Source organism: Streptomyces liangshanensis (genome assembly GCF_011694815.1).
In the GTDB taxonomy this organism is placed as follows: domain Bacteria; phylum Actinomycetota; class Actinomycetes; order Streptomycetales; family Streptomycetaceae; genus Streptomyces; species Streptomyces liangshanensis.
In genome coordinates this window covers 2,772,512-2,790,829 of record NZ_CP050177.1, presented here as the reverse complement: position 1 = coordinate 2,790,829, position 18,318 = coordinate 2,772,512, and the positions used below count along the sequence as shown (strand labels likewise).

Annotated in this window: 19 protein-coding genes; 17 read left to right on the top strand and 2 right to left on the bottom strand. The window is 70.7% G+C overall.

Translation table 11 applies throughout. From position 1 onward, the window contains the following. The first annotated feature begins 119 nt into the window (after positions 1 to 119). Positions 120 to 1,592 (top strand): GntP family permease, encoded by a 1,473-nt coding sequence (locus HA039_RS11830; RefSeq protein ID WP_167027840.1) that lies wholly within the window; start codon positions 120 to 122, stop codon positions 1,590 to 1,592. 142 nt (positions 1,593 to 1,734) lie between these two features. Beyond that, a complete protein-coding gene (locus HA039_RS11825; protein ID WP_167027838.1) occupies positions 1,735 to 3,108 on the top strand; it encodes an Nramp family divalent metal transporter in 1,374 nt (457 codons plus the stop codon). A gap of 166 nt (positions 3,109 to 3,274) precedes the next feature. Here HA039_RS11825 and HA039_RS11820 read toward each other — a convergent pair whose 3' ends face one another. Continuing rightward, a complete protein-coding gene (locus HA039_RS11820; protein ID WP_167027835.1) occupies positions 3,275 to 4,996 on the bottom strand; it encodes a chitinase in 1,722 nt (573 codons plus the stop codon). A 335-nt stretch (positions 4,997 to 5,331) separates the two neighbouring features. On the opposite strand from HA039_RS11820, the gene HA039_RS11815 reads away from it, so the two are divergent. The 14 genes from HA039_RS11815 to HA039_RS11755 all read left to right on the top strand — a co-directional run bounded on the left by HA039_RS11815 (position 5,332) and on the right by HA039_RS11755 (position 16,990). Continuing rightward, positions 5,332 to 6,210 (top strand): hypothetical protein, encoded by an 879-nt coding sequence (locus HA039_RS11815; protein ID WP_167027832.1) that lies wholly within the window; start codon positions 5,332 to 5,334, stop codon positions 6,208 to 6,210. A 104-nt stretch (positions 6,211 to 6,314) separates the two neighbouring features. Continuing rightward, positions 6,315 to 7,025, top strand: a complete 711-nt coding sequence (gene cpaB / locus HA039_RS11810) for a Flp pilus assembly protein CpaB (RefSeq protein WP_167027829.1) — start codon at positions 6,315 to 6,317, stop codon at positions 7,023 to 7,025. 7 nt (positions 7,026 to 7,032) lie between these two features. After that, positions 7,033 to 8,337: a CpaE/TadZ family protein gene (locus HA039_RS11805; protein ID WP_167027826.1), complete on the top strand. Its 1,305-nt coding sequence runs from the start codon at positions 7,033 to 7,035 to the stop codon at positions 8,335 to 8,337. 146 nt (positions 8,338 to 8,483) lie between these two features. After that, the gene (locus HA039_RS11800) at positions 8,484 to 8,792 is read left to right on the top strand and encodes a pilus assembly protein (RefSeq protein WP_167027823.1); all 309 of its coding nucleotides are present in this window, start codon (positions 8,484 to 8,486) and stop codon (positions 8,790 to 8,792) included. Continuing rightward, entirely contained in the window at positions 8,789 to 9,142 is a 354-nt protein-coding gene (locus HA039_RS11795) for a TadE/TadG family type IV pilus assembly protein (RefSeq protein WP_167027820.1), read from the top strand. Before HA039_RS11800 ends, HA039_RS11795 begins: the two co-directional genes overlap by 4 nt. A gap of 96 nt (positions 9,143 to 9,238) precedes the next feature. Beyond that, positions 9,239 to 10,579 carry a TadA family conjugal transfer-associated ATPase gene (locus HA039_RS11790; RefSeq protein ID WP_167027817.1) on the top strand — a complete coding sequence of 447 codons (1,341 nt, stop codon included), beginning with the start codon at positions 9,239 to 9,241 and terminating at the stop codon, positions 10,577 to 10,579. 84 nt (positions 10,580 to 10,663) lie between these two features. Continuing rightward, entirely contained in the window at positions 10,664 to 11,605 is a 942-nt protein-coding gene (locus HA039_RS11785) for a type II secretion system F family protein (RefSeq protein WP_167027814.1), read from the top strand. A gap of 72 nt (positions 11,606 to 11,677) precedes the next feature. Beyond that, entirely contained in the window at positions 11,678 to 12,565 is an 888-nt protein-coding gene (locus HA039_RS11780) for a DUF5936 domain-containing protein (protein WP_167036625.1), read from the top strand. A gap of 54 nt (positions 12,566 to 12,619) precedes the next feature. Next, on the top strand, positions 12,620 to 13,903 hold the full coding sequence (locus HA039_RS11775; protein WP_167027812.1) for a sensor histidine kinase: 1,284 nt from the start codon (positions 12,620 to 12,622) through the stop codon (positions 13,901 to 13,903). Between the two features lies 1 nt (position 13,904). Beyond that, on the top strand, positions 13,905 to 14,615 hold the full coding sequence (locus tag HA039_RS11770; RefSeq protein ID WP_167027809.1) for a response regulator: 711 nt from the start codon (positions 13,905 to 13,907) through the stop codon (positions 14,613 to 14,615). A 182-nt stretch (positions 14,616 to 14,797) separates the two neighbouring features. Beyond that, positions 14,798 to 15,031: a hypothetical protein gene (locus HA039_RS33930; protein WP_243869360.1), complete on the top strand. Its 234-nt coding sequence runs from the start codon at positions 14,798 to 14,800 to the stop codon at positions 15,029 to 15,031. A 2-nt stretch (positions 15,032 to 15,033) separates the two neighbouring features. Next, entirely contained in the window at positions 15,034 to 15,717 is a 684-nt protein-coding gene (locus HA039_RS33925) for a pilus assembly protein TadG-related protein (RefSeq protein WP_243870067.1), read from the top strand. Positions 15,718 to 15,746: 29 nt separating this feature from the next. After that, the gene (locus HA039_RS11760) at positions 15,747 to 16,343 is read left to right on the top strand and encodes a hypothetical protein (RefSeq protein WP_167027803.1); all 597 of its coding nucleotides are present in this window, start codon (positions 15,747 to 15,749) and stop codon (positions 16,341 to 16,343) included. After that, entirely contained in the window at positions 16,343 to 16,990 is a 648-nt protein-coding gene (locus HA039_RS11755; RefSeq protein ID WP_167027800.1) for an OmpA family protein, read from the top strand. The genes HA039_RS11760 and HA039_RS11755 overlap by 1 nt, the downstream gene beginning before the upstream one ends. 53 nt (positions 16,991 to 17,043) lie before the next feature. On the opposite strand, the gene HA039_RS11750 is transcribed toward HA039_RS11755, so the two are convergent. Further along, complete coding sequence (locus tag HA039_RS11750; protein WP_167027797.1) at positions 17,044 to 17,433, bottom strand: DUF192 domain-containing protein; 390 nt, start codon at positions 17,431 to 17,433, stop codon at positions 17,044 to 17,046. A gap of 41 nt (positions 17,434 to 17,474) precedes the next feature. Here HA039_RS11750 and HA039_RS11745 point away from each other — a divergent pair, with 41 nt between their 5' ends. Next, entirely contained in the window at positions 17,475 to 18,254 is a 780-nt protein-coding gene (locus HA039_RS11745; protein WP_208298595.1) for a prepilin peptidase, read from the top strand. The last annotated feature ends 64 nt before the right edge of the window (positions 18,255 to 18,318 follow it).

Below are 18,318 nucleotides of genomic sequence, written 5' to 3'. Positions count from 1 at the left end.
TGAGCCCTTCCGCCTTACCTCCAGCCGCCGCCCGGTACGGCGCTCCCCTCCGGCCCGTCCGAGGGGGCGCCGTACCGCGATCCCCCCTGCCCGGAACGCCCACGACACGAGGTCCCCCCATGCTGCTCGCTGCCGACGCACCCCCTCAAACCCCGCCCCACACCGGCGGGTTCCTGCTCATACTCGGCGGTACCGGCGGGCTGCTCACCGTCGCCGCCCTCGGTATCGCACTCCTCCTCTTCCTGATCATCAAGGTCAGGATCCAGCCCTTCGTCGCCCTGCTCGGCGTCTCCATAGCCGTCGGCCTCGCCGCCGGGCTCTCCGTCACCGAACTCTTCGGGACGGTCCAGCGGTCCACCTCCGTCTCGATGATCGAGTCGGGCATGGGCGGCATCCTCGGCCACGTCGCGATCATCATCGGCCTCGGTACGATGCTCGGCGCGATCCTCGAAGTGTCCGGCGGCGCCGAGGTGTTGAGCGCCCGGCTGCTGAACCTCTTCGGCGAGAAGCGCGCCCCGCTCGCCATGGGCGTCACCGGAGTCATCTTCGGCATCCCCGTCTTCTTCGACGTCGGCATCTTCGTCCTCGCGCCGATCGTCTACGCGGCCACCAAGCGCTCCGGCAAGTCGATCGTCCTGTACGCGATGCCGCTGCTCGCCGGCCTCTCCATGACCCACGCGTTCCTGCCCCCGCACCCCGGCCCCGTCGCCGCCGCCGGCCTCTTCCACGTGGACCTGGGCTGGATGATCCTGATGGGCGCGCTCGTCGGGATCCCCGCCGTCCTCGCCGCCTGGGTGTACGCCGCCTGGATCGGCAAGCGCCTGTACGTCGAGGTCCCGCAGGACATGCTGGAGGCGGCCGAGGAGGCCAAGGCCGCCGTCGCCGAGGAGCAGCGCGCCGCCGGGGTCGCCCCGCAGGAGGCGCCGGTCGGCCTGGGCACGGTCCTCGCGATCATCGGCACCCCGCTGGTCCTGATCCTGCTGGCGACGTTCTCGTCCATCGCGCTGGACCCGTCGACCGGCCGCTCGGTGATCGAGTTCTTCGGCCACCCGTTCGTGGCGCTGACGATCGCACTGCTGCTCGCGTACTACCTGCTGGGGCTGCGGCGCGGCTGGTCGCGCCAGTCGCTGGAGCGGGTCTCCACCGCGTCCCTCAAGCCGGTCGGCAACATCCTGCTCGTCGTCGGCGCCGGCGGGGTCTTCGGCGCGGTCCTCAAGGGCAGCGGCATCGCGGACGCGCTCGCCGACACCTTCCACGACGTGGGGCTGCCGGTCATCCTGCTGGCCTGGCTGATCTCGGTCGTGCTGCGCGTCGCGCAGGGATCGGCGACCGTCGCGATCGTCACCACCGCGGGCATCGTCGTCCCGCTGGTCGAGGGCCAGGGCTTCTCGCAGGCGCACCTCGCCCTGATCATCATGGCGATCTCGGCGGGCTCGATCTTCGCCTCGCACGTCAACGACGGCGGGTTCTGGATGGTCGCGAAGTACTTCGGCATCTCGGAGCGCGACACCCTGAAGTCGTGGACGGTCCTGGAGACGGTCCTGTCGGTGGCGGGATTCGTGGTGGCGGCGCTGCTGAGCCTGGTCATCTAGGGCCTGTCGTAGGGCCCGGTCCCTTCCTCTTCGTACCCCTCGCACCGCTGTCCGTGGCGCCGCACGCCCTCTTGCGCGATCACCGCCCGCCCCGCTTTCGTGACCTGGGTCACGTACGGGGACGAGTGGAGGCGCGATACGCATGGCAGGCACCACGGACAGCGGCACGGGCGAGTACGGCGGTACGGGCGGCGTCGCCCCTGACCGGGCAGGCCCGGCGGCGGCTCCCCCGGCGGGGACCGCCGCCAACCCCGGCCCCCGCAGGTCCAGTTGGCGGTACATCGGCCCCGGGATCGTCGTCGCGGCGACCGGGGTCGGCGCGGGTGACCTCGTCGCGACGCTCATCGCGGGCAGCACGTTCGGCTACACCCTGCTGTGGGCCGCGATCATCGGCTGCGTCGTCAAGATCTCGCTCGCCGAGGCCGCCGGGCGCTGGCATCTCGCCACCGGCACCACCCTTTTCGAGGGCTGGCGCAGCCTCGGCCACTGGACGACGGTCTACTTCGCCGTCTACGTCGTCGTCTGGGGCTTCGTGTACGGCGCGACCGCCATGTCCTCCAGCGCGCTGCCGCTCGTCGCGCTCTTCCCCGAGGGCCCCGGCCTCAAGACCTGGGCGGTGATCACGGGCCTGGTGGGGCTGGTCTTCGTCTGGTTCAACCGGTACGCCGTCTTCGAGAAGGTCATGACGGTGCTGATCGGCATGAAGTTCCTGATTGTCATGTACGTAGCGATTCGGGTCGCGCCCCGCCTCGGCGACGCGGTCGCGGGGCTCGTACCGGTGCTGCCGGACGGCTCGCTGCTCTACACGCTGGGGCTGATCGGCGGGGTCGGCGGCACCATCACGATGGCCGCGTACGGCTACTGGGTCAACGCCAAGGGGTGGACCGACTCCCGCTGGATGAAGGTGATGCGGCTGGACAACCGCGTCGCGTACATCACCACGGGGTTCTTCGTCGTCGCCATGCTCATCATCGGCGCCGAGCTGCTGCACTCCTCGCAGATCGCGCTGACCTCGGGGGACCGGGGCCTGATCGACCTCGGCACCATCCTGGAGGACCGCTTCGGCGTGGTCACCGCGAAGCTCTTCCTGGTCGGCTTCTTCGCCACGTCCTTCGGCGCCCTGATCGGCGTGTGGCACGGGGTGAGCCTGATGTTCGCCGACTTCGTGGACCGCTTCATCCGGGAGCGCTTCGGGGTCGACACCGAGGACATGGTGGAGATGGTCGCCTCGGGGCAGCGGGAGCGCTCCTTCATGTTCCGCGCGTACCTGCTGTGGCTGACCTTCCCGCCGATCGGCCTGCTCTTCCTGGACGAGCCGTTCGGGCTGGTCGTGGTGTACGGCGTCCTGGGCGCGTTCTTCATGCCGTTCCTGGCGCTGACCCTGATCTGGCTGCTCAACTCGGGCCGTACGCCCGCCCAGTGGCGCAACGGCCTGCTGAGCAACGTGATGCTCACGGCCGCGGGGCTGCTGTTCGTGGTGCTGTGCGCGAAGCAGGTGAAGGACCTGATCTGGTGAGCCCGCCCTGACAGCGGCGGCGGCCTCCGGGGTGGTCCGGGGCCGGACGCGCGACAGCGCCGTCGGGTGGGGTTCGACGGCGCTGCCGGCCCTGTGGGGGGTCTTCGATCGTGCGGTCGTGCGGTGGTGCGGTCTTCGGTAATGCGGTCTTCGGTCGTGCGGTCCGCTACGGGAGCGAGTGGACCTTCGGGCCGACCGCGTTCGACCAGGCGTTGCCGGCCGTCGCGTCCCAGTTGGTGGACCAGGTCATGGCGCCACGCAGGCCCGGGTAGGTCTTCGACGGCTTGAACGAACCGCAGTTGGTGCCCACGGTGAGGCAGTCCAGCGCGTTGTTCACGATCGTCGGGGAGACGTAACCGCTGCCCGCGCCCCGGGTGGAGGCGGGGACGCCGATGCCGACCTGCGAGGGGGCGAGGCCGCCCTCCAGCTGGATGCAGGCGAGCGCGGTGAGGAAGTCCACCGAACCCTGCGAGTAGACCTTGCCGTCGCAGCCGAGCATCGAACCGCTGTTGTAGTACTGCATGTTGACGACGGTGAGGATGTCCCGCACGGCCAGCGCGGTCTTGAAGTACTCGCCGCTCGTGTTCTGCATGTCGATGGTCTGCGGGGCCATCGTGAGGACCATGCTCGAACCGGCCTTCGCGGACAGCTGGTGCAGGGCGCTGCTCATGTACGTGGAGTTGAGGCCGTTCTCCAGGTCGATGTCGACGCCGTTGAAGCCGTACTCCTGCATCAGCGCGTACGCGCTGTTGGCGAACGCCGTCGCGGAGGCGGCGTTGTTGATGCTGATGGTGCCCGTCTCGCCACCGATCGAGAGGATGACCGACTTGCCGGCGGCCTTCTTCGCGGCAATGTCCGACTTGAACTCGGCGACGGAGGAGTAGCCGACGGCCGGGTCCAGGTTGAAGGCGATCTGGCCGGGTGTGGCGGTCGCGTCGGCGAACGACACGGCGATGATGTCGTACTGCGACGGCACGTCACGGAGCTTCTGGACGGTCGCGCCGTTGTTGAAGTTCTGCCAGTAGCCGGTCACCGCGTGCTTCGGCACGGCGGGGTTGTTGCCGCCCCCGTTGCCGCCGCCGGTCGCCGAGGTGGTGGCGTTGACCGTCGCGGACCGGGGGCCCTCGCCGGCCGAGTTGGTCGCGGTCACCTGGAACGAGTACGACGTGCTGGCCGAGAGGCCGGTCACGGTCGCGGAGGGGGAGGTCGAGGACTGGATCCTCGTACCGTTGCGGTAGATGTTGTACCCGGTCGCGCCGGACACCCCCGCCCAGTTGAGCGTCACGGACGACGAGGTCACCGAGCCGGCCGAGAGGCCCGAGGGCGAACCGGGGATCGACGGGCCGGGGTCGCTGCCACCGCCGCCGTCGGGGCCGAAGACGGAGATGTCGTCGGCGAAGTAGGCGGCCGTGCCGTACCAGCCGTGGGTGTACACGGTCACGGAGCGGGTCGACGCGCCGGTCCTGAAGCTGGTGGTGAGCTGCTTCCACGAGGAGCCGTCGGGCGTCCAGGTCGACACGTCGGTCGTCCCGGTCCCCTCGGCCCCGAGGTAGGTGAGCCCGCCCTGCACCCAGGCGCTCAGCGTGTAGGTCGAGTTGGGCTGTACGGCGACGACCTGCGAGCACTTGGCGTTGTCCTGGCCGGCGGGCGTGCCCTTGAGGGCCGCGGCGCCGCCGTGCACGGGGGAGCCGACCGTGGAGCCGCTGCCGGCGGTACACGTCCAACTCCCGAGCCCGGACTCGAACCCCGCGTTCTTGGCCACGTTGATGTCGGCGGCCTGTGCGGTCCCGGCGAGCCCGGTCACACTCAGCGCTCCGGCGGCCGCGACGGCCACCGCCCCGCCGATCAACGTTCTGACGCGTCCTCTGGAGCCTGGTGCACGTTCCACTTGCTGCCTCCGCTGGGGTTCGGGGATGGAGGTACGTAAAGAGAGGGGGAACGGTGGCCACCGTTGGACCTAGAAACTGGTCCAGACCAATCAAGTTGTCAAGACCTCTGGCACAAGGTCGTATACGGGAGCGCTCCCGCGCGGCCCCCGGCGTCCCCGGCGCGCTGCTTCGCCCGAATTTGTAGCTGTCCGTCATGTGACGGCCACATCACGGGTATCCGAAAGATGTTCTCTGCACCGTAAGGCGTGGATAAAGTGCTGGGGCAGGAGAACGGAGCAGGACAGATCTGCGGTCGCCGGGGCTCCGGCGTCCCGGGCTGAACGGGGAAACCAACGTGCCGACCGCGATCGCTGTCACCAGCCCCGACCTGGTGCTGCCGCCGACCGACCAGCAGACACCCACCGCGACCCTGCTCCAGCCGCCCGAGGCCCAGCCGTTGGGCGACGCGCTGGCCGACACGCAGGTGCTGGTGGAGCAGTACGGCTACGTCGTCGCCGTCTATCCCGCGACCATTCCCGCCGCGCACGAACAGCGGCTGCACACCGTCCGCGCCCTCCTGGAGAGCGACCGGATCGCGCTGCTCAAGGTGGACCTGCCCCCGCTCGGCGTCGCCGTACTGGTGCGCCAGCTGCGGCAGTTGTCCCTCTGCGACTTCCACCCCGGGATCATCGCCTCGGCCGCCCGGCTCCTGTCGCACTACATTCACGCGGGCGCCCTGCTGAACTCGGTCTCCCGGCTCGACCGGGTCCCGGTGAGCCTGAAGGCGCACGCCAAGTCCTGGGTTCCCGGCGCGCAGTTCGGCGTGCTCGCGAATCCCGATCCCCAATTGATCAAGATCGGGTCCGGAGAACTCACCGGACCCGATTTCGCCACCCATCTCGTCATCGGCCAGGGAACCCTGCAATCCGACTGGGTGACGGAGACCCTCGCACCCTCCTGGCGCGTCCAGGGCGTCCAGGAGTGCGCGCTCCCGGCGGAATCCCCGCGCTGGTGGGGCACGCCGAAGATGATCGAGTTCGCCGCGTTCCTGCCGGACATCTCCGTGCTCTACCAACTGGTCGCGTCGGTCCGCCGCGAGACGTGCGGCTGGTGCGGAATAGAACTCATAGGAGACCGCTGCGGATTCTGCTCCGCGCCCCTCGGCCCGCCCGAGAGCCGCGGCCGCGTCACCGGCACGCTGACCAGGGGAAGCCCCACGCGGCAAGGGGCGTAGACCGCCGGCCGGACACCCCGGCGACCTCCCCGTATCCGCCCCGACAGGTGCCCCGACATGTCACGCTTCCCTGACCCACGTCTTCGAACGAGGTTGCCCCTCCCATGAATGCACGGCAACGCCGCGGCGTCATACTCCTTCTCCTCTCGATCCTCTGCGCCGTCGCGGCCTTCGCGGGGGTGCTCTCGGTGATACGGGACGTGAATTCGAAGGTCGGACCGGAAGTCGACGCGTACCGGCTGAAGGCGGATGTCGCCCCGTACACACCGCTGCGGAGCGCGCAGTTCGAGAAGATCGAGATGCCGGAACGCTGGCTGTCCGAGAACGCGGTGACCGACCTTTCCGTACTGAACGGGAAAATCGCGGTCACCACGTTGAAGAAGGGGTCCCTGCTCCAGGACGACATGATCGTCAAACGGCCCGAACTGGCCGCCGACGAGCAGGAGATCGCCATCATGATCGACGCGGAGACCGGCGTCGCGGGCAAGATCAGGCCCGGCGACCTGGTCAACATCTTCGCGACCTTCCCCGGCGACAACGACGGCGCCAAGGCGCAGTCCCGGATCATCGTCCCCAACGCCAGGGTCCTCGACGTCGGCAAACTCACCGCCCTCGAACCCAAGGAGAACGACCGGAACCGGAGCGGACTCCAGCAGGCCGTCCCCATCACCTTCGCGCTGAAGACCAAGGACGCCCAACGGGTCGCGTACGCCGAGTCCTTCGCGGACCACGTACGACTCGCCCTCCTCCCCGACGGCAACCCGACCACGCTGCGCCCCGGGGAGAGCACCTACACGCTCGAAGGGGACAAGTGAGGGACGCATGACCACCCGAATCCTTCCGGTCGTCGGTGACGCCGACGCCGCCCGCGCCATCACCACCCTCCTCAGCCAGCTCCCCGACGCGGAGCCGGCCGCGCCGGTCGGGGACTCGACCTCGCTGATCGACACGCTGGCCAGGCTGGCCGCCGAGTCGATCGACGAACTGCCGGAAGTGGTCCTGGTCCACGAGCGGATCGGGCCGGTGCCCGCGCTCGAACTCATCCGGGAGGTGGCGCTGCGCTTCCCGGCCGTCGGCGTCGTCCTGGTCACCTCCGACGCCAGCCCCATGCTGTTCTCGGCCGCCATGGACTCCGGCGCCCGGGGCCTGGTCGGACTGCCCCTCTCGTACGAGGAGTTGGCGCAGCGCGTCCAGGCCGCCGCCGGATGGTCGGTGGGCGTACGGCGCCACCTCGGCCAGGGCGCCGAGGTGTTCAGCGGCCCCGGCGGGATCGTGGTCACGGTCAGCGGCGCGAAGGGTGGTGTCGGGACGACCCTGACCGCCGTACAACTCGCCCTGGCGGCGCGGGCGTCGGGCATGACCACCGCGCTGGCCGACCTGGACCTCCAGGCCGGGGACGTCGCCTCGTACCTCGACGTGCAGTTCCGGCGGTCGATCGTGGACCTCGCCACCATCCAGGACATATCGCCCCGGGTCCTCCAGGACGCCGTCTTCATCCACCACACGGGCATCGGCCTGCTGCTGGCGCCGGGGGAGGGGGAGCGGGGCGAGGAGGTCAGCGAGCGGTCCGTACGGCAGATCGTCAGCGCCCTGCGCAACCGCTACGACGTCGTGGTCATCGACTGCGGCACGCAGATGAACGCCGCGAACGCGGCGGCGATCGAGATGGCCGACACCACCCTGCTGCTGACCACACCGGACGTGGTGGCGGTGCGGGCGACCAAGCGCATGGTGCGGCTGTGGGACCGGCTCCAGATCCGCAAGGCCGAGGAGACCGTGACGGTCGTCAACCGCCACACGAAGAACACCGAGATCCAACCCCAGTTGATCGAGCGGATCACCGGCACCAGGGTCGCACGGTCGGCGATCCCCGCGCACTTCAAGGAACTCCAGGCGGTCGTGGACGCGGGCCGGTTGCAGGACCTGGACCCCAAGTCCACCGTGAAGCAGGCGATCTGGGGCCTGGCCGGCGAACTGGGCCTGGTGAAGGCCCAGGAGGGCGGCGAGCGGAAGCACGGCCGGCCGGGCGGCAGGCCGGGGAGGAACAGGGCGGACCGGGACCGGGTCAGGAACCCCGGCCCGAGCGCGATCGGAGCGAGGCGGGCGAGAGGGCAGATCGAGCCATGAACCGTCCTGGGACACCCACGGGGACACGCACACGGTACGGAGAGGCGCGCTTCGGACACGCATGGTCCGGTGACGCGTCGTACCCGGAGAGGGTCCGCGCGCGGCTGCGCGAGGACCGGGGACAGGCCGCCTTCGAGTTCACAGGCATGGTCCCGATCATCCTCGGCACGATCGTCCTGCTCTGGCAGGCGGCCCTGATCGGCTACACCTTCTCGCTCGCGGGCAACGCGGCCGACAAGGCCGCGCGGGCCGCGGCGGTGGGCGAGCCGTGCGGCGCCGCCGCGGCGGAGGACCTGCCCGGCTCCTGGAGCCTCGGCACGGTCGACTGCGGCGGAGGCGACGGTGACCTGGTCACCGTGGACATCGGCCTCAACACCCCCGTGCTCTTCCCCGGCTTCAACATCCCGGTCAACATCACGGCCCACGGGTCCGCCCTGAGGGAGACCACGCCATGAGCGCGCGCCGGGACCGGGAGAGGGGCCAGGCGGCCCTGGAGTTCGTCGGCGTGGTCACGCTGCTGCTCATCGTCGGGCTGTCCGCCGTACAACTGGGCCTGGCGGCCTACGCCGTACAGCAGGCGGGGACGGCGGCGCGGGCCGCGGCCCGTACCGCGTCCTACCGGGAGGCCGACGTCGACCCCGTCACCGCGGGGAACGCGGCCGTCAGCGGCTGGCTCGACGCCGAGGTCGACGTGGGCGACACCGGGGAAGCGGTGACGGCCACCGCCACCGTCCAAGTCCCGTCCGTACTGCCGCTCTTCCAGTTCGGCCCCGCGGTCAGGAGAGCCACCATGCCCAAGGACTGACCCCGGGGCACGGGCATCGGCGCCACACCGGCGACGCGCACGGCGCGCGCATCCGGCACACCGGCAACACACGAACGAAACGTGGGAGGTGAGGACATGAGCCTGCGGGCACGCATCAACAGCCCCGAGCCGTCGAACGGGCACGGCGAGGAGAGCCTCCTCGTCGGGGCCTACCGGGCCAAACTCCTCGAAGAGATCGACCTCGCGGAGATGTCCGCGCTGGCCGCCGCCGAACGCCGGGCCCGGCTGGAACGCGTCCTCGGCCACATCATCAGCCGCGAGGGCCCGGTCCTCTCCACCGTCGAGCGCTCCCAGCTCATCCGCCGCGTCGTGGACGAGGCCCTGGGCCTCGGCATCCTCGAACCGCTGCTGGAGGACGCCTCCATCAGCGAGATCATGGTCAACGGCGCCGACCAGGTCTTCGTCGAGCGCGGCGGCCGGCTGGAGATGCTGCCCCTGCGGTTCGCGTCGAACGATCAGCTCATGCAGACCATCGAGCGCATCGTGTCGACCGTCAACCGCCGCGTGGACGAGGCCAATCCGATGGTCGACGCCCGTCTCCCCTCGGGCGAGCGTGTCAACGTCATCATCCCGCCGCTGTCCCTGACCGGCCCGATCCTCACCATCCGCCGCTTCCCCCGGGCCTTCACCCTCCAGGAGATGATCGGACTCGGCTCGCTGGACCAGCAGATGATGCTGCTCCTGGGCGGACTCGTCCGCGCGAAGTTCAACGTCATCGTCTCCGGGGCCACCGGCACCGGCAAGACGACCCTGCTCAACTCCCTCTCCGGGCTGATCCCCGAGGGCGAGCGCATCGTCACCATCGAGGACTCCGCCGAGCTCCAGCTCCAGCAGTCCCACGTCATCACCCTGGAGAGCCGCCCCGCCAACGTGGAGGGCAAGGGCCAGGTCACCATCCGCGACCTCGTCCGCAACTCCCTGCGCATGCGCCCCGACCGGATCATCGTCGGTGAGGTACGAGGCGGCGAGACGCTCGACATGCTCCAGGCCATGTCCACCGGTCACGACGGCTCGCTCGCCACCGTCCACGCCAACAACGCCGAGGACGCGCTGATGCGCCTCCAGACCCTGGCCTCCATGTCGGAGACCGGGATCCCCTTCGTGGCGATCAAGGATCAGATCAACAGCGCCGTCGACGTCATCGTCCAGCTGACCCGGCACGCCGACGGCTCCCGCCGGGTCACCGAGATCGCCATCGTCGACTCGCAGGGCAGGGAGGAGTACCGGATCGTCTCCGTCTGCAAGTTCCTCGCCCAGCCCATGGCACCCGACGGGCGGATCTACGGGAAGTTCGTGTACTACCCGCTGCCGCGCCGGGTCGCCGAGCGCCTCTACCTCAAGAGCGAACCGGTGCCGCAGGCGTTCGGAGTCGCCCATACGGAAGCGCAGTTGGCGATCCGCAGCTCACCGGCCTGACGCGCCCGCGACCCGCACCCCGCACCCGGCCCTCGCACCCCGCACCCCGCCCCTTGTCCCGCCCACCGAGAAGGTCCGTACGCCATGGTCAACCTCCCGCTCCTGACGGTCGGCCTCACCCTGTCCACGGGTGTGCTCGCCGTCGCCGGCGTGCACGTCTACGCGTCGGGCAGGGCACAACGCCAGGCGCTCATCGAGCGCATGACCCACACGGGCCAGATCGCGGCCGACACCGGCCGCCGCCGCCGGTTCACCGGCATCGACCGGCGGCTGCGCGGGACCACCACGGGCAAGCGCGTCGAACGGAAGATCGCCGCGACGGGCCTCGACCTCACCCCCGGCGAGTACGTGGTCTACGTGGCGGCCGGCCTCCTCGCCCTCTACTTCGTCGTCGGCGCCGTCTTCGCCCCGTTCTTCGGGTTCCTGGCCGCGCTGGTCGGCCTGTGGGGCGGCAACGCCTTCCTCAACTGGCAGCGGGTGAGGCGTACGGAGGCGTTCATCGGCCAACTACCCGAGCTGACCCGCGTCCTGGCCAACGCCACCCACGCGGGCCTGGCGATGCGCACGGCGCTGGCGATGGCCGCCGAGGAGCTCGACAACCCGGCCGGCGAGGAACTGCGCAGGGTCGCCGACCAGCTCAACATCGGCCACTCCCTCGACGACGCGCTGGGCGAACTGGCCGACCGGCTGCCGTCCCGCGAACTGGTCGTCCTGGTCACCACGGTGGTGCTCTCCAGCCGGGCGGGCGGCCAGATCGTCAGCTCCCTGCGCAACCTCACCGAGACGCTGGAGGAACGCAAGGAGACCCGCAGGGAGGTCACGACCATGCTGGCCCAGGTCAAGGTCACGGCCCTCGCGGTGCCCCTGCTCGGCCTCGGCTTCCTCCTGATGATCAACGCCATGGCCCCGGGCGCCCTGGACAAGATGACGGGCTCGGTGATCGGCCAGATCGGCACGATCGTCGCGTTCGCGATGTACGCCGCCGGGTATCTCCTGATCCGCCGCATGTCCCGGATCCAGGTCTGACAGGTCCGACGTGAGGGCGGGAAGACCGGACCGAAGGGACGGAAGGGACAACTGATGGGATCGGGAATGGGACTGGGTCTCCTGCTCGCCGTCGCGATGGGCGTGGCGGTGTACGGCGTCTTCCACGGCATCCGCCTCTACCGCGCGGACGCCCGCCTCCCCGGCGACCTGGCGGTGGCCCTGGAGGTCGGCGCCACCCGTACGACGGCCGTGGGCTCCGGCATCGACCGCCTCGGCATGCGCTGGGCCCCCGCCGTGCTCGGCATGATGGGCCCCAAGCGGGTCGACGCCCTGCGCCGCCGCCTCGACATGGCGGGCAACCCGGGCGGCATCACCGTCGACCGCTTCGCCGCCCGCCGGGCCGTCTACGGCATCCTCGGCGCCTTCGCCGCGCTCGGGATGATCGCGCGCGGCCAGCCCGTCATCGCGGTGGTCGCGCTCACCTTCGGCCTGGTCTGGCCCGACGTCATCATCCGGGCGCACGTGCGCCGGCGGAAGGCCGACATCGAGCGGACCCTGCCCGACTTCCTCGACGTCCTCGCGGTCGTCGTCTCGGCGGGACTCGGATTCCGGCAGGCCCTGGAACGCGTCGCCGACAAGTACACCGGCCCCTGGTCCGACGAACTGCGCATCACCCTGCGGCAGATGGACATGGGCGTCAGCCGCCGCGAGGCCTTCGACCAGCTCCGCAGGCGCAACGCCTCCGAGCAGGTGTCGATGTTCGTCACCGCCCTCCAGCAGGGCGAGGAGCTGGGCGCCCCCATCGTCGACACGCTCATCCAGATCGCCAACGACATGCGCCGTACCGACGCCCAGAACGCCCGGCGCACCGCCGCGCAGGCGGTGCCGAAGACCACGCTCGTCGTCACGATGGTGATGCTCCCGGCCACCATGATCCTGATCGTCCTGAGCTTCTACTACGGCTCCGGGGTCGACTTCGGAAGTGTCCTCTCGGGCTGACGAGGCGTTGACAGGCAGCACGAGCGACCACCGGACCCGAAGGGAGGCGCCCTCATGACGGCGACCGCGGCACCGCACGTCCCGCCGCTCCCCATCCAGGTCAACGCCCTCCAGGCGCTCTGCCGCCAGACCTTCGGCTTCCGCCTCGCGATGACCGCGCTCGCCGCGCCCTTCGCCCTCGACCGCGCGACGACCACACCGGCGACCTGGCTGGTCGGTTCGGCGGTGCTGGTCACCTTCATGGTGTCGTACGTCCTGCTCCGCGACTGGGAACGCTTCGGCCCCGTCCTCCTGCGCCACCCGGCGCTGCTCGCCGCCGACACCTGCTTCGGCGCGCTCCTGCTCGCGACGGCCTCGCCCGACTCGACGCTCGCGTACGTCACGATCTGCACCCCGCTGCTGGCCGGGCTGGTGTACGGCTGGCGCGGCGCGGCCCTCTTCGCCGTCCTCCAATCGCTGGTCATCGCCGCCGCGTACGCCGTCAACAGCGAGGTGGACGCGGGCTTCAACGCCCTCTTCCTTCCCGGGCTCTGCGTCATCGCGGGCGCGGTGGGCAGCACGCTGCGCAACCTGGTGCTGGGCTTCGGCATGGCGAGCCAGGCCCTCACCGAGGCCCGCGCGCGGCTCGCGGCGCACGAGGCGGTCGAGGAGGAACGCGCCCGCCTGGCCCGGGAGATGCACGACTCGGTGGCCAAGACCCTGCACGGCCTGGCGATGGCGGCGGAGGGCCTGGCGAGCACGGTGGACCGCGCGGACCCGGCCACGGTCAACCACCAGGCCCGCCTGGTGGCCCGCGCGGCCCGGCGCGCGGCGGCGGAGTCACGGGAGCTGCTGGCGGACCTCAGGACGGTTCCCGGCGGCACCTCGCCCCACCCGGCGGACGGCGTGGACATCCTGGCCGAACTCCGCTCCCGTACCGACCGTTTCGCGAACCGGCACGGCGTCCGGGCGACCTTCCACCGGCTGGGCGACACCGCCGCGCCGCTGCTCCCGCCGACGGCCGCCCGGCACGCGCTGACGATCGCGTCCGAGGCGATGGACAACGCCCACCGGCACGCGAACCCGGGCGCGATCTCGGTCTCGGCGGGGCTGACGGGGGACGTCCTGCGGATCAGCGTGTACGACGACGGCCCCGGCCTCCCCCCGGACATCTCCCTCGACTCCCTCGCCAGGACGGGCCACTTCGGCATGGTCGGCATGGTGGAGCGGGCCGCGTCGATCGGGGCCCGTATCCGCATCGGCAGGGGAGCGGCGGCGAACGGCACGGAGGTACGCCTCGAACTCCCCTCCGCCGCACTGGGCCCGGCGGACACCGCGCTGCCGGAGAGGAGCCCGTGAGATGCCGCCTCCCTTGCGGATCGTGGTCGCGGACGACAACCCGGTGGTACGGGCGGGTCTGGCGGCCCTGTTGTCGGGGCGCGACGACATAGAGGTGGTCGCGGAGGCCGCCGACGGCCGGGAGGCCTACGAGCAGGCCGTACGCCACCGCCCTGACGTCATCCTGCTGGACGTGCGGATGCCGGGCGTGGACGGTCTGACCGCGCTGCCCCGCCTGGTCCCGCTGGCCCCCGTCCTGATGCTGACCTACAGCCACGAGAACGAGACCGTGTACGAGGCGCTCCGGCGCGGCGCGGGCGGGTATCTCGTCCACGGCGAGTTCTCGGCGGACCAACTGGTGCGGGCGGTGGGGGACATCAGGGCGGGACGCGCGCATTTCAGCCACTCGGCGGCGGGGGCGCTGCTGGCGAATGTACGTCAATTCACGCAACGCCCTTTGCACGCGCAATCGAATGTGGGACATTCTTCCGGGGGGCAGGCGTTGTCACCCGCTGTCCTGTCAACGGAGTTGAGCCGGCGGGAGGGGGAGATCATGGACTTGATCGCGTCGGGAATGACCAATCAGCAAATCGCCGCGGCGTGCTTCATCAGTCAGAAGACGGTGAAGAATCACATCAACCGGATCTTCGCCAAGCTGAACGCGCGCAACCGCGGTGAGGCGATCGCCCGGTGGTACGGCGCCGCCCCGGGAGGTGCGCACCGCCATGACTGATCCCGCCACCCCTTGCTGGGCCCGGCGTTGGGCCCGAGGACCCATGGCGAGAGGGGCTGCCCCGGCGTACGTTTCTCATGTCACGCGTGCGACCGGCCAGGAGGAAGCCGGTAGCGCGCGCGGCCCACAGGAAACGCACGAGCCGACCGGCACCCGGCCGGCCGACACCGGAGGGGACCGCCATGCCGAACATCCCGCGAAAAGCCGCCACCGCGACCAAACACTACGTCGCCACCTGGACGAACACGGCGATCACCACAATGAAACGCCACCCCGACAAAGGCCAGGGCGCGGTCGAGTATGTCGGCGTGATCGTGCTGGTGGCGTTGATCATCGCGGCGTTGGTGGGGTCGGGCGTGGCGGACAATATCGCGAATGGCCTCACCACCAAGGTCGGCGAAATCCTCGGCGGTTGACGGTGCGCGCGTCGCGTGAGTCTGGGCAGGCGGCACCGCTCTATGTCGTGACGGTGGCGGGCCTGCTCTTTCTCGCGCTCGCGCTGTTCGCGGTCGGCCAGGCGGGCGCGACGCGCAACGGCGCCCAATCGGCCGCGGACGCGGCGGCGTTGGCGGCGGCGCAGGAGTCACGGGACGAGTTCCAGTTCCTCTTTCTCGAGGACTTGCTCACGCCCGGATATCTCGAGGACCTTTTCGGTGGAGAACTGCCCACCGACTACGCCGACGGCTGCGCGGCCGCGGGTGACTTCGCGGGGCAGAACGGCGCGAACGTCCAGACCTGCGACAGGCTGACCGACCGCTGGGGATTCACGGTCCAGGTCATCACACAGCAGTCCATGGGCGACAGCATCCTGCCCGGGACCGAGAGCAAGCACGCCACGGCACACGCCACCGCCGTCGTCGAGCCGCGCTGCTCCTTCACGCCATCCGAGGAGGCGGAGGAGCCGCCCCCCGGTGACGCGGAAGAGCCCGGTGACGCCGAAGAGCCCGGCGACGGGGACGAGCCCGGTGATCCCGCCGAGCCGCCCTCGCCAGGAGACCTCGCGTGCGGCGACATGGAGTGGCACATTGACCCGCAAGACCTTGCCCTGCCTGTGGGCATGGACATGGCCGACCTATTCTCCGTCCGACTGGCCCAGGACTGACCGCGAGTGAATGAAGAGGAAAAGCACTCATGAGCATGTGGCGTGGAGTGAAGGCGCGCAGGTCGGTCGGTACCGCCCTGGCCGTGGTGGCCTTGGGCTTCTCCTTGACCGCTTGCGGCAGTAGTGGCGAAGACGGCAAGGAACCCGCGAGCGGGGCCCCTTCGACGGCTCCCAAGGAGGAGACGCCGAAGGAGGAGGGAACGGACGGTCCCACCGTCCCGGACACCACCACGACCCTGGCGACGATCAACGGCAGCAACGGATTCCAGTTCGTGGTCAACACCGCGGCCCGTGACGAGGGGGGATTCCTCACGGTCACCGGAAGCATCAAGAACACCACCAGCAAGCAGATCTACGCGCCGACCCAGTGGAGCGGTCAGGAGACCCAGGTCAAGCGCACCGGGCCGTCGCTCGGCGGGACAACTCTGGTGGACAAGGGGCAGAAGAAGCGCTACTACGTGCTGCGGGACACGGACGGCTTCCCTTTGACGACCACCGGCATCACTGGTGTGAAGGCCGGTGAGAGCGTTTCGTTCTACGCTCAGTTCCCCGCGCCTCCGGAGGGCACGTCCGAGGTCGACCTCCAGGTACCCCTGATGCCCACCGCGACGATTGCGATCTCCTGATGCGTGCCCCGACACCCCCCGCACGCCCCACCCCCCACCCCCTGACCACCACCCTCGCCGCCGCCCTCCTCCTCGCCGGCCTGCACTTCACCCTCGCCCCCGCCGCCCGCGCCGACGACGGGCCGAGTGTGCCGCCCGGGACCGGGTCGACCTCCCCGCCGCCACGCGTCGACTCCGCCGCCCCCGGCCTCAAGCTGCGCGACGGCGCCACCCTCGCGCCCGCCAAGGTCCTCGACATCATCTCCATCGTCGAGACCGAGGGCGGCGAGGAACGCCGCGAGGACACCAACGAGAACGTCAAGTTCGCCCTCCAGGCCGAAGTCCTCTTCGGCAAGGACAGCGCCAAGCTGTCCCCCGCGGCCACCTCCCGCATCGCCGCCATCGCCGACGAGATCAAGCAGCAGGGCTCCACCAAGGTCCGCGTGTTCGGCTTCACGGACAACCTCGGTTCGTCGGCGCACGGCGACGTGCTCTCCAAGCAGCGCGCCGAGGCCGTGCACGGTGTCCTGGACGAGGAGTTGGCGTCCGCCGGCATCACGTACGAGATCCGTGGCTACGGCGAGGACTACCCCATCGCGGACAACGCCACCGAGGAAGGCCGCAAGAAGAACCGCCGCGTGGAGGTCTCCTTCCCGCGCAACGACTGACCGCCGCACCGACTGACCGCACACGGAACCCCGCCCCCACCGGCGGGGTTCCGTCACCCGGCCGCCCGCACCGCCACCCGCGTTCCCACCCGTACCCCCCACCCGGCCATCGCGCCCGCCTCCGCCTCCAGCACATGGCGGGCCCGCAGGCGGGGCAGGGGCAGGCGGCCCGGCCTCAGCGTGTGGACGTCGAGGACCCGCAACTCCCGGTCCAGGTACGCCACATCGATCGCGAAGCGCATCCGGAACGTGTGCACGCTCCCGCACGGAGTGATCAGCAACGCGCCGTCGATCCCGTCCCGCCCCAGCAGACCCCGTCGCCGAGCCCCGTACGACGCGGCGATCTCCAGCGCCACCTCCCGGCCCGCCTCCGGATCCACGCCCCCGTCACCCACCCCGGCCGGAATCGTCAACGTGCCCCTGCCATCGCGCCAGTTCCCCATGCCCCGACCGTAGACCGGAGCGGCGCTCTATGGTCGGAGACGTGTACGCCACGCTGATCGCCGCAGCCGCCCTCTGGGGCGCCGCCGCCGGGCTGCTCGTGCCGCGCGCCGCGTACCGGCTCGCGGTCGCGCCCGAGGAGGCCTGGCGCGCCCGCTGCCCGGCCGGCCACCCGATCACCGGCCCGGCGGCAGGCTGGCTCGGCACCCCCCGCTGCGCCCCCTGCGACAGCGGCGCGCACAACGGCGGCGAGCCCGACGGGGCCCCCTACGCCCCCTCCCGCCTCCTCCCCGCCGTCACCGCTCTCGCGTGCGCCGCCCTCGCCGCCGCCACCGGTCCCCGGCCCGAACTCGCCGTGTGGCTCCTGCTCGTGCCCTTCGCCGTCCTCCTCGCCCGCGTGGACCTCGCCGTCCGCCGCCTCCCCGACGTACTGACCCTCCCGCTGGCCGCCGCCACCGCCGCCCTGCTCGGCTTCGTCGCGCTGCTCCCCGGCGACGGGGGCCCCGGCGGAGGCTCCTGGCCGACCTCGCTCCTCGGCGGACTCGCCCTCGGGGCCTGCTACTTCGTCCTCTTCCTGGTCAACCCGAAGGGCCTCGGCTTCGGCGACGTCAAGCTCGCCCTCGTCCTCGGGGTGGCCCTCGGCTGGTACGGCTGGGGCGTGTTGTTCGCCGGCGCGTTCGCCGGCTTCCTGCTGGGCTCGGTGTACGGCTCCGCCCTGATGCTGCGCCACCGGACAACCCGCGGCCTCACCCTCCCCTTCGGCCCGTTCATGATCGCCGGAGCCTTCCTCGGCCTGCTCGCCGCCGGCCTCGCGACCGGGTAGCGGACCGCCGACAGACGCGGAACGCCTCCGGAACGCCTCCGGAAGCCGTGAGGCGTGTGAAAAC

Excerpts from the sequence above, each read along its gene's own strand:
- HA039_RS11830 (WP_167027840.1), top strand. The coding sequence starts at position 120 with ATGCTGCTCGCTGCCGACGCACCCCCTCAAACCCCGCCCCACACCGGC.
- HA039_RS11825 (WP_167027838.1), top strand. The coding sequence starts at position 1,735 with ATGGCAGGCACCACGGACAGCGGCACGGGCGAGTACGGCGGTACGGGC.
- cpaB (WP_167027829.1), top strand. The coding sequence starts at position 6,315 with ATGAATGCACGGCAACGCCGCGGCGTCATACTCCTTCTCCTCTCGATC.
- HA039_RS11805 (WP_167027826.1), top strand. The coding sequence starts at position 7,033 with ATGACCACCCGAATCCTTCCGGTCGTCGGTGACGCCGACGCCGCCCGC.
- HA039_RS11800 (WP_167027823.1), top strand. The coding sequence starts at position 8,484 with ATGGTCCCGATCATCCTCGGCACGATCGTCCTGCTCTGGCAGGCGGCC.
- HA039_RS11795 (WP_167027820.1), top strand. The coding sequence starts at position 8,789 with ATGAGCGCGCGCCGGGACCGGGAGAGGGGCCAGGCGGCCCTGGAGTTC.
- HA039_RS11790 (WP_167027817.1), top strand. The coding sequence starts at position 9,239 with ATGAGCCTGCGGGCACGCATCAACAGCCCCGAGCCGTCGAACGGGCAC.
- HA039_RS11785 (WP_167027814.1), top strand. The coding sequence starts at position 10,664 with ATGGTCAACCTCCCGCTCCTGACGGTCGGCCTCACCCTGTCCACGGGT.
- HA039_RS11775 (WP_167027812.1), top strand. The coding sequence starts at position 12,620 with ATGACGGCGACCGCGGCACCGCACGTCCCGCCGCTCCCCATCCAGGTC.
- HA039_RS11770 (WP_167027809.1), top strand. The coding sequence starts at position 13,905 with ATGCCGCCTCCCTTGCGGATCGTGGTCGCGGACGACAACCCGGTGGTA.
- HA039_RS33930 (WP_243869360.1), top strand. The coding sequence starts at position 14,798 with ATGCCGAACATCCCGCGAAAAGCCGCCACCGCGACCAAACACTACGTC.
- HA039_RS11760 (WP_167027803.1), top strand. The coding sequence starts at position 15,747 with ATGAGCATGTGGCGTGGAGTGAAGGCGCGCAGGTCGGTCGGTACCGCC.
- HA039_RS11755 (WP_167027800.1), top strand. The coding sequence starts at position 16,343 with ATGCGTGCCCCGACACCCCCCGCACGCCCCACCCCCCACCCCCTGACC.
- HA039_RS11750 (WP_167027797.1), bottom strand. The coding sequence starts at position 17,433 with ATGGGGAACTGGCGCGATGGCAGGGGCACGTTGACGATTCCGGCCGGG.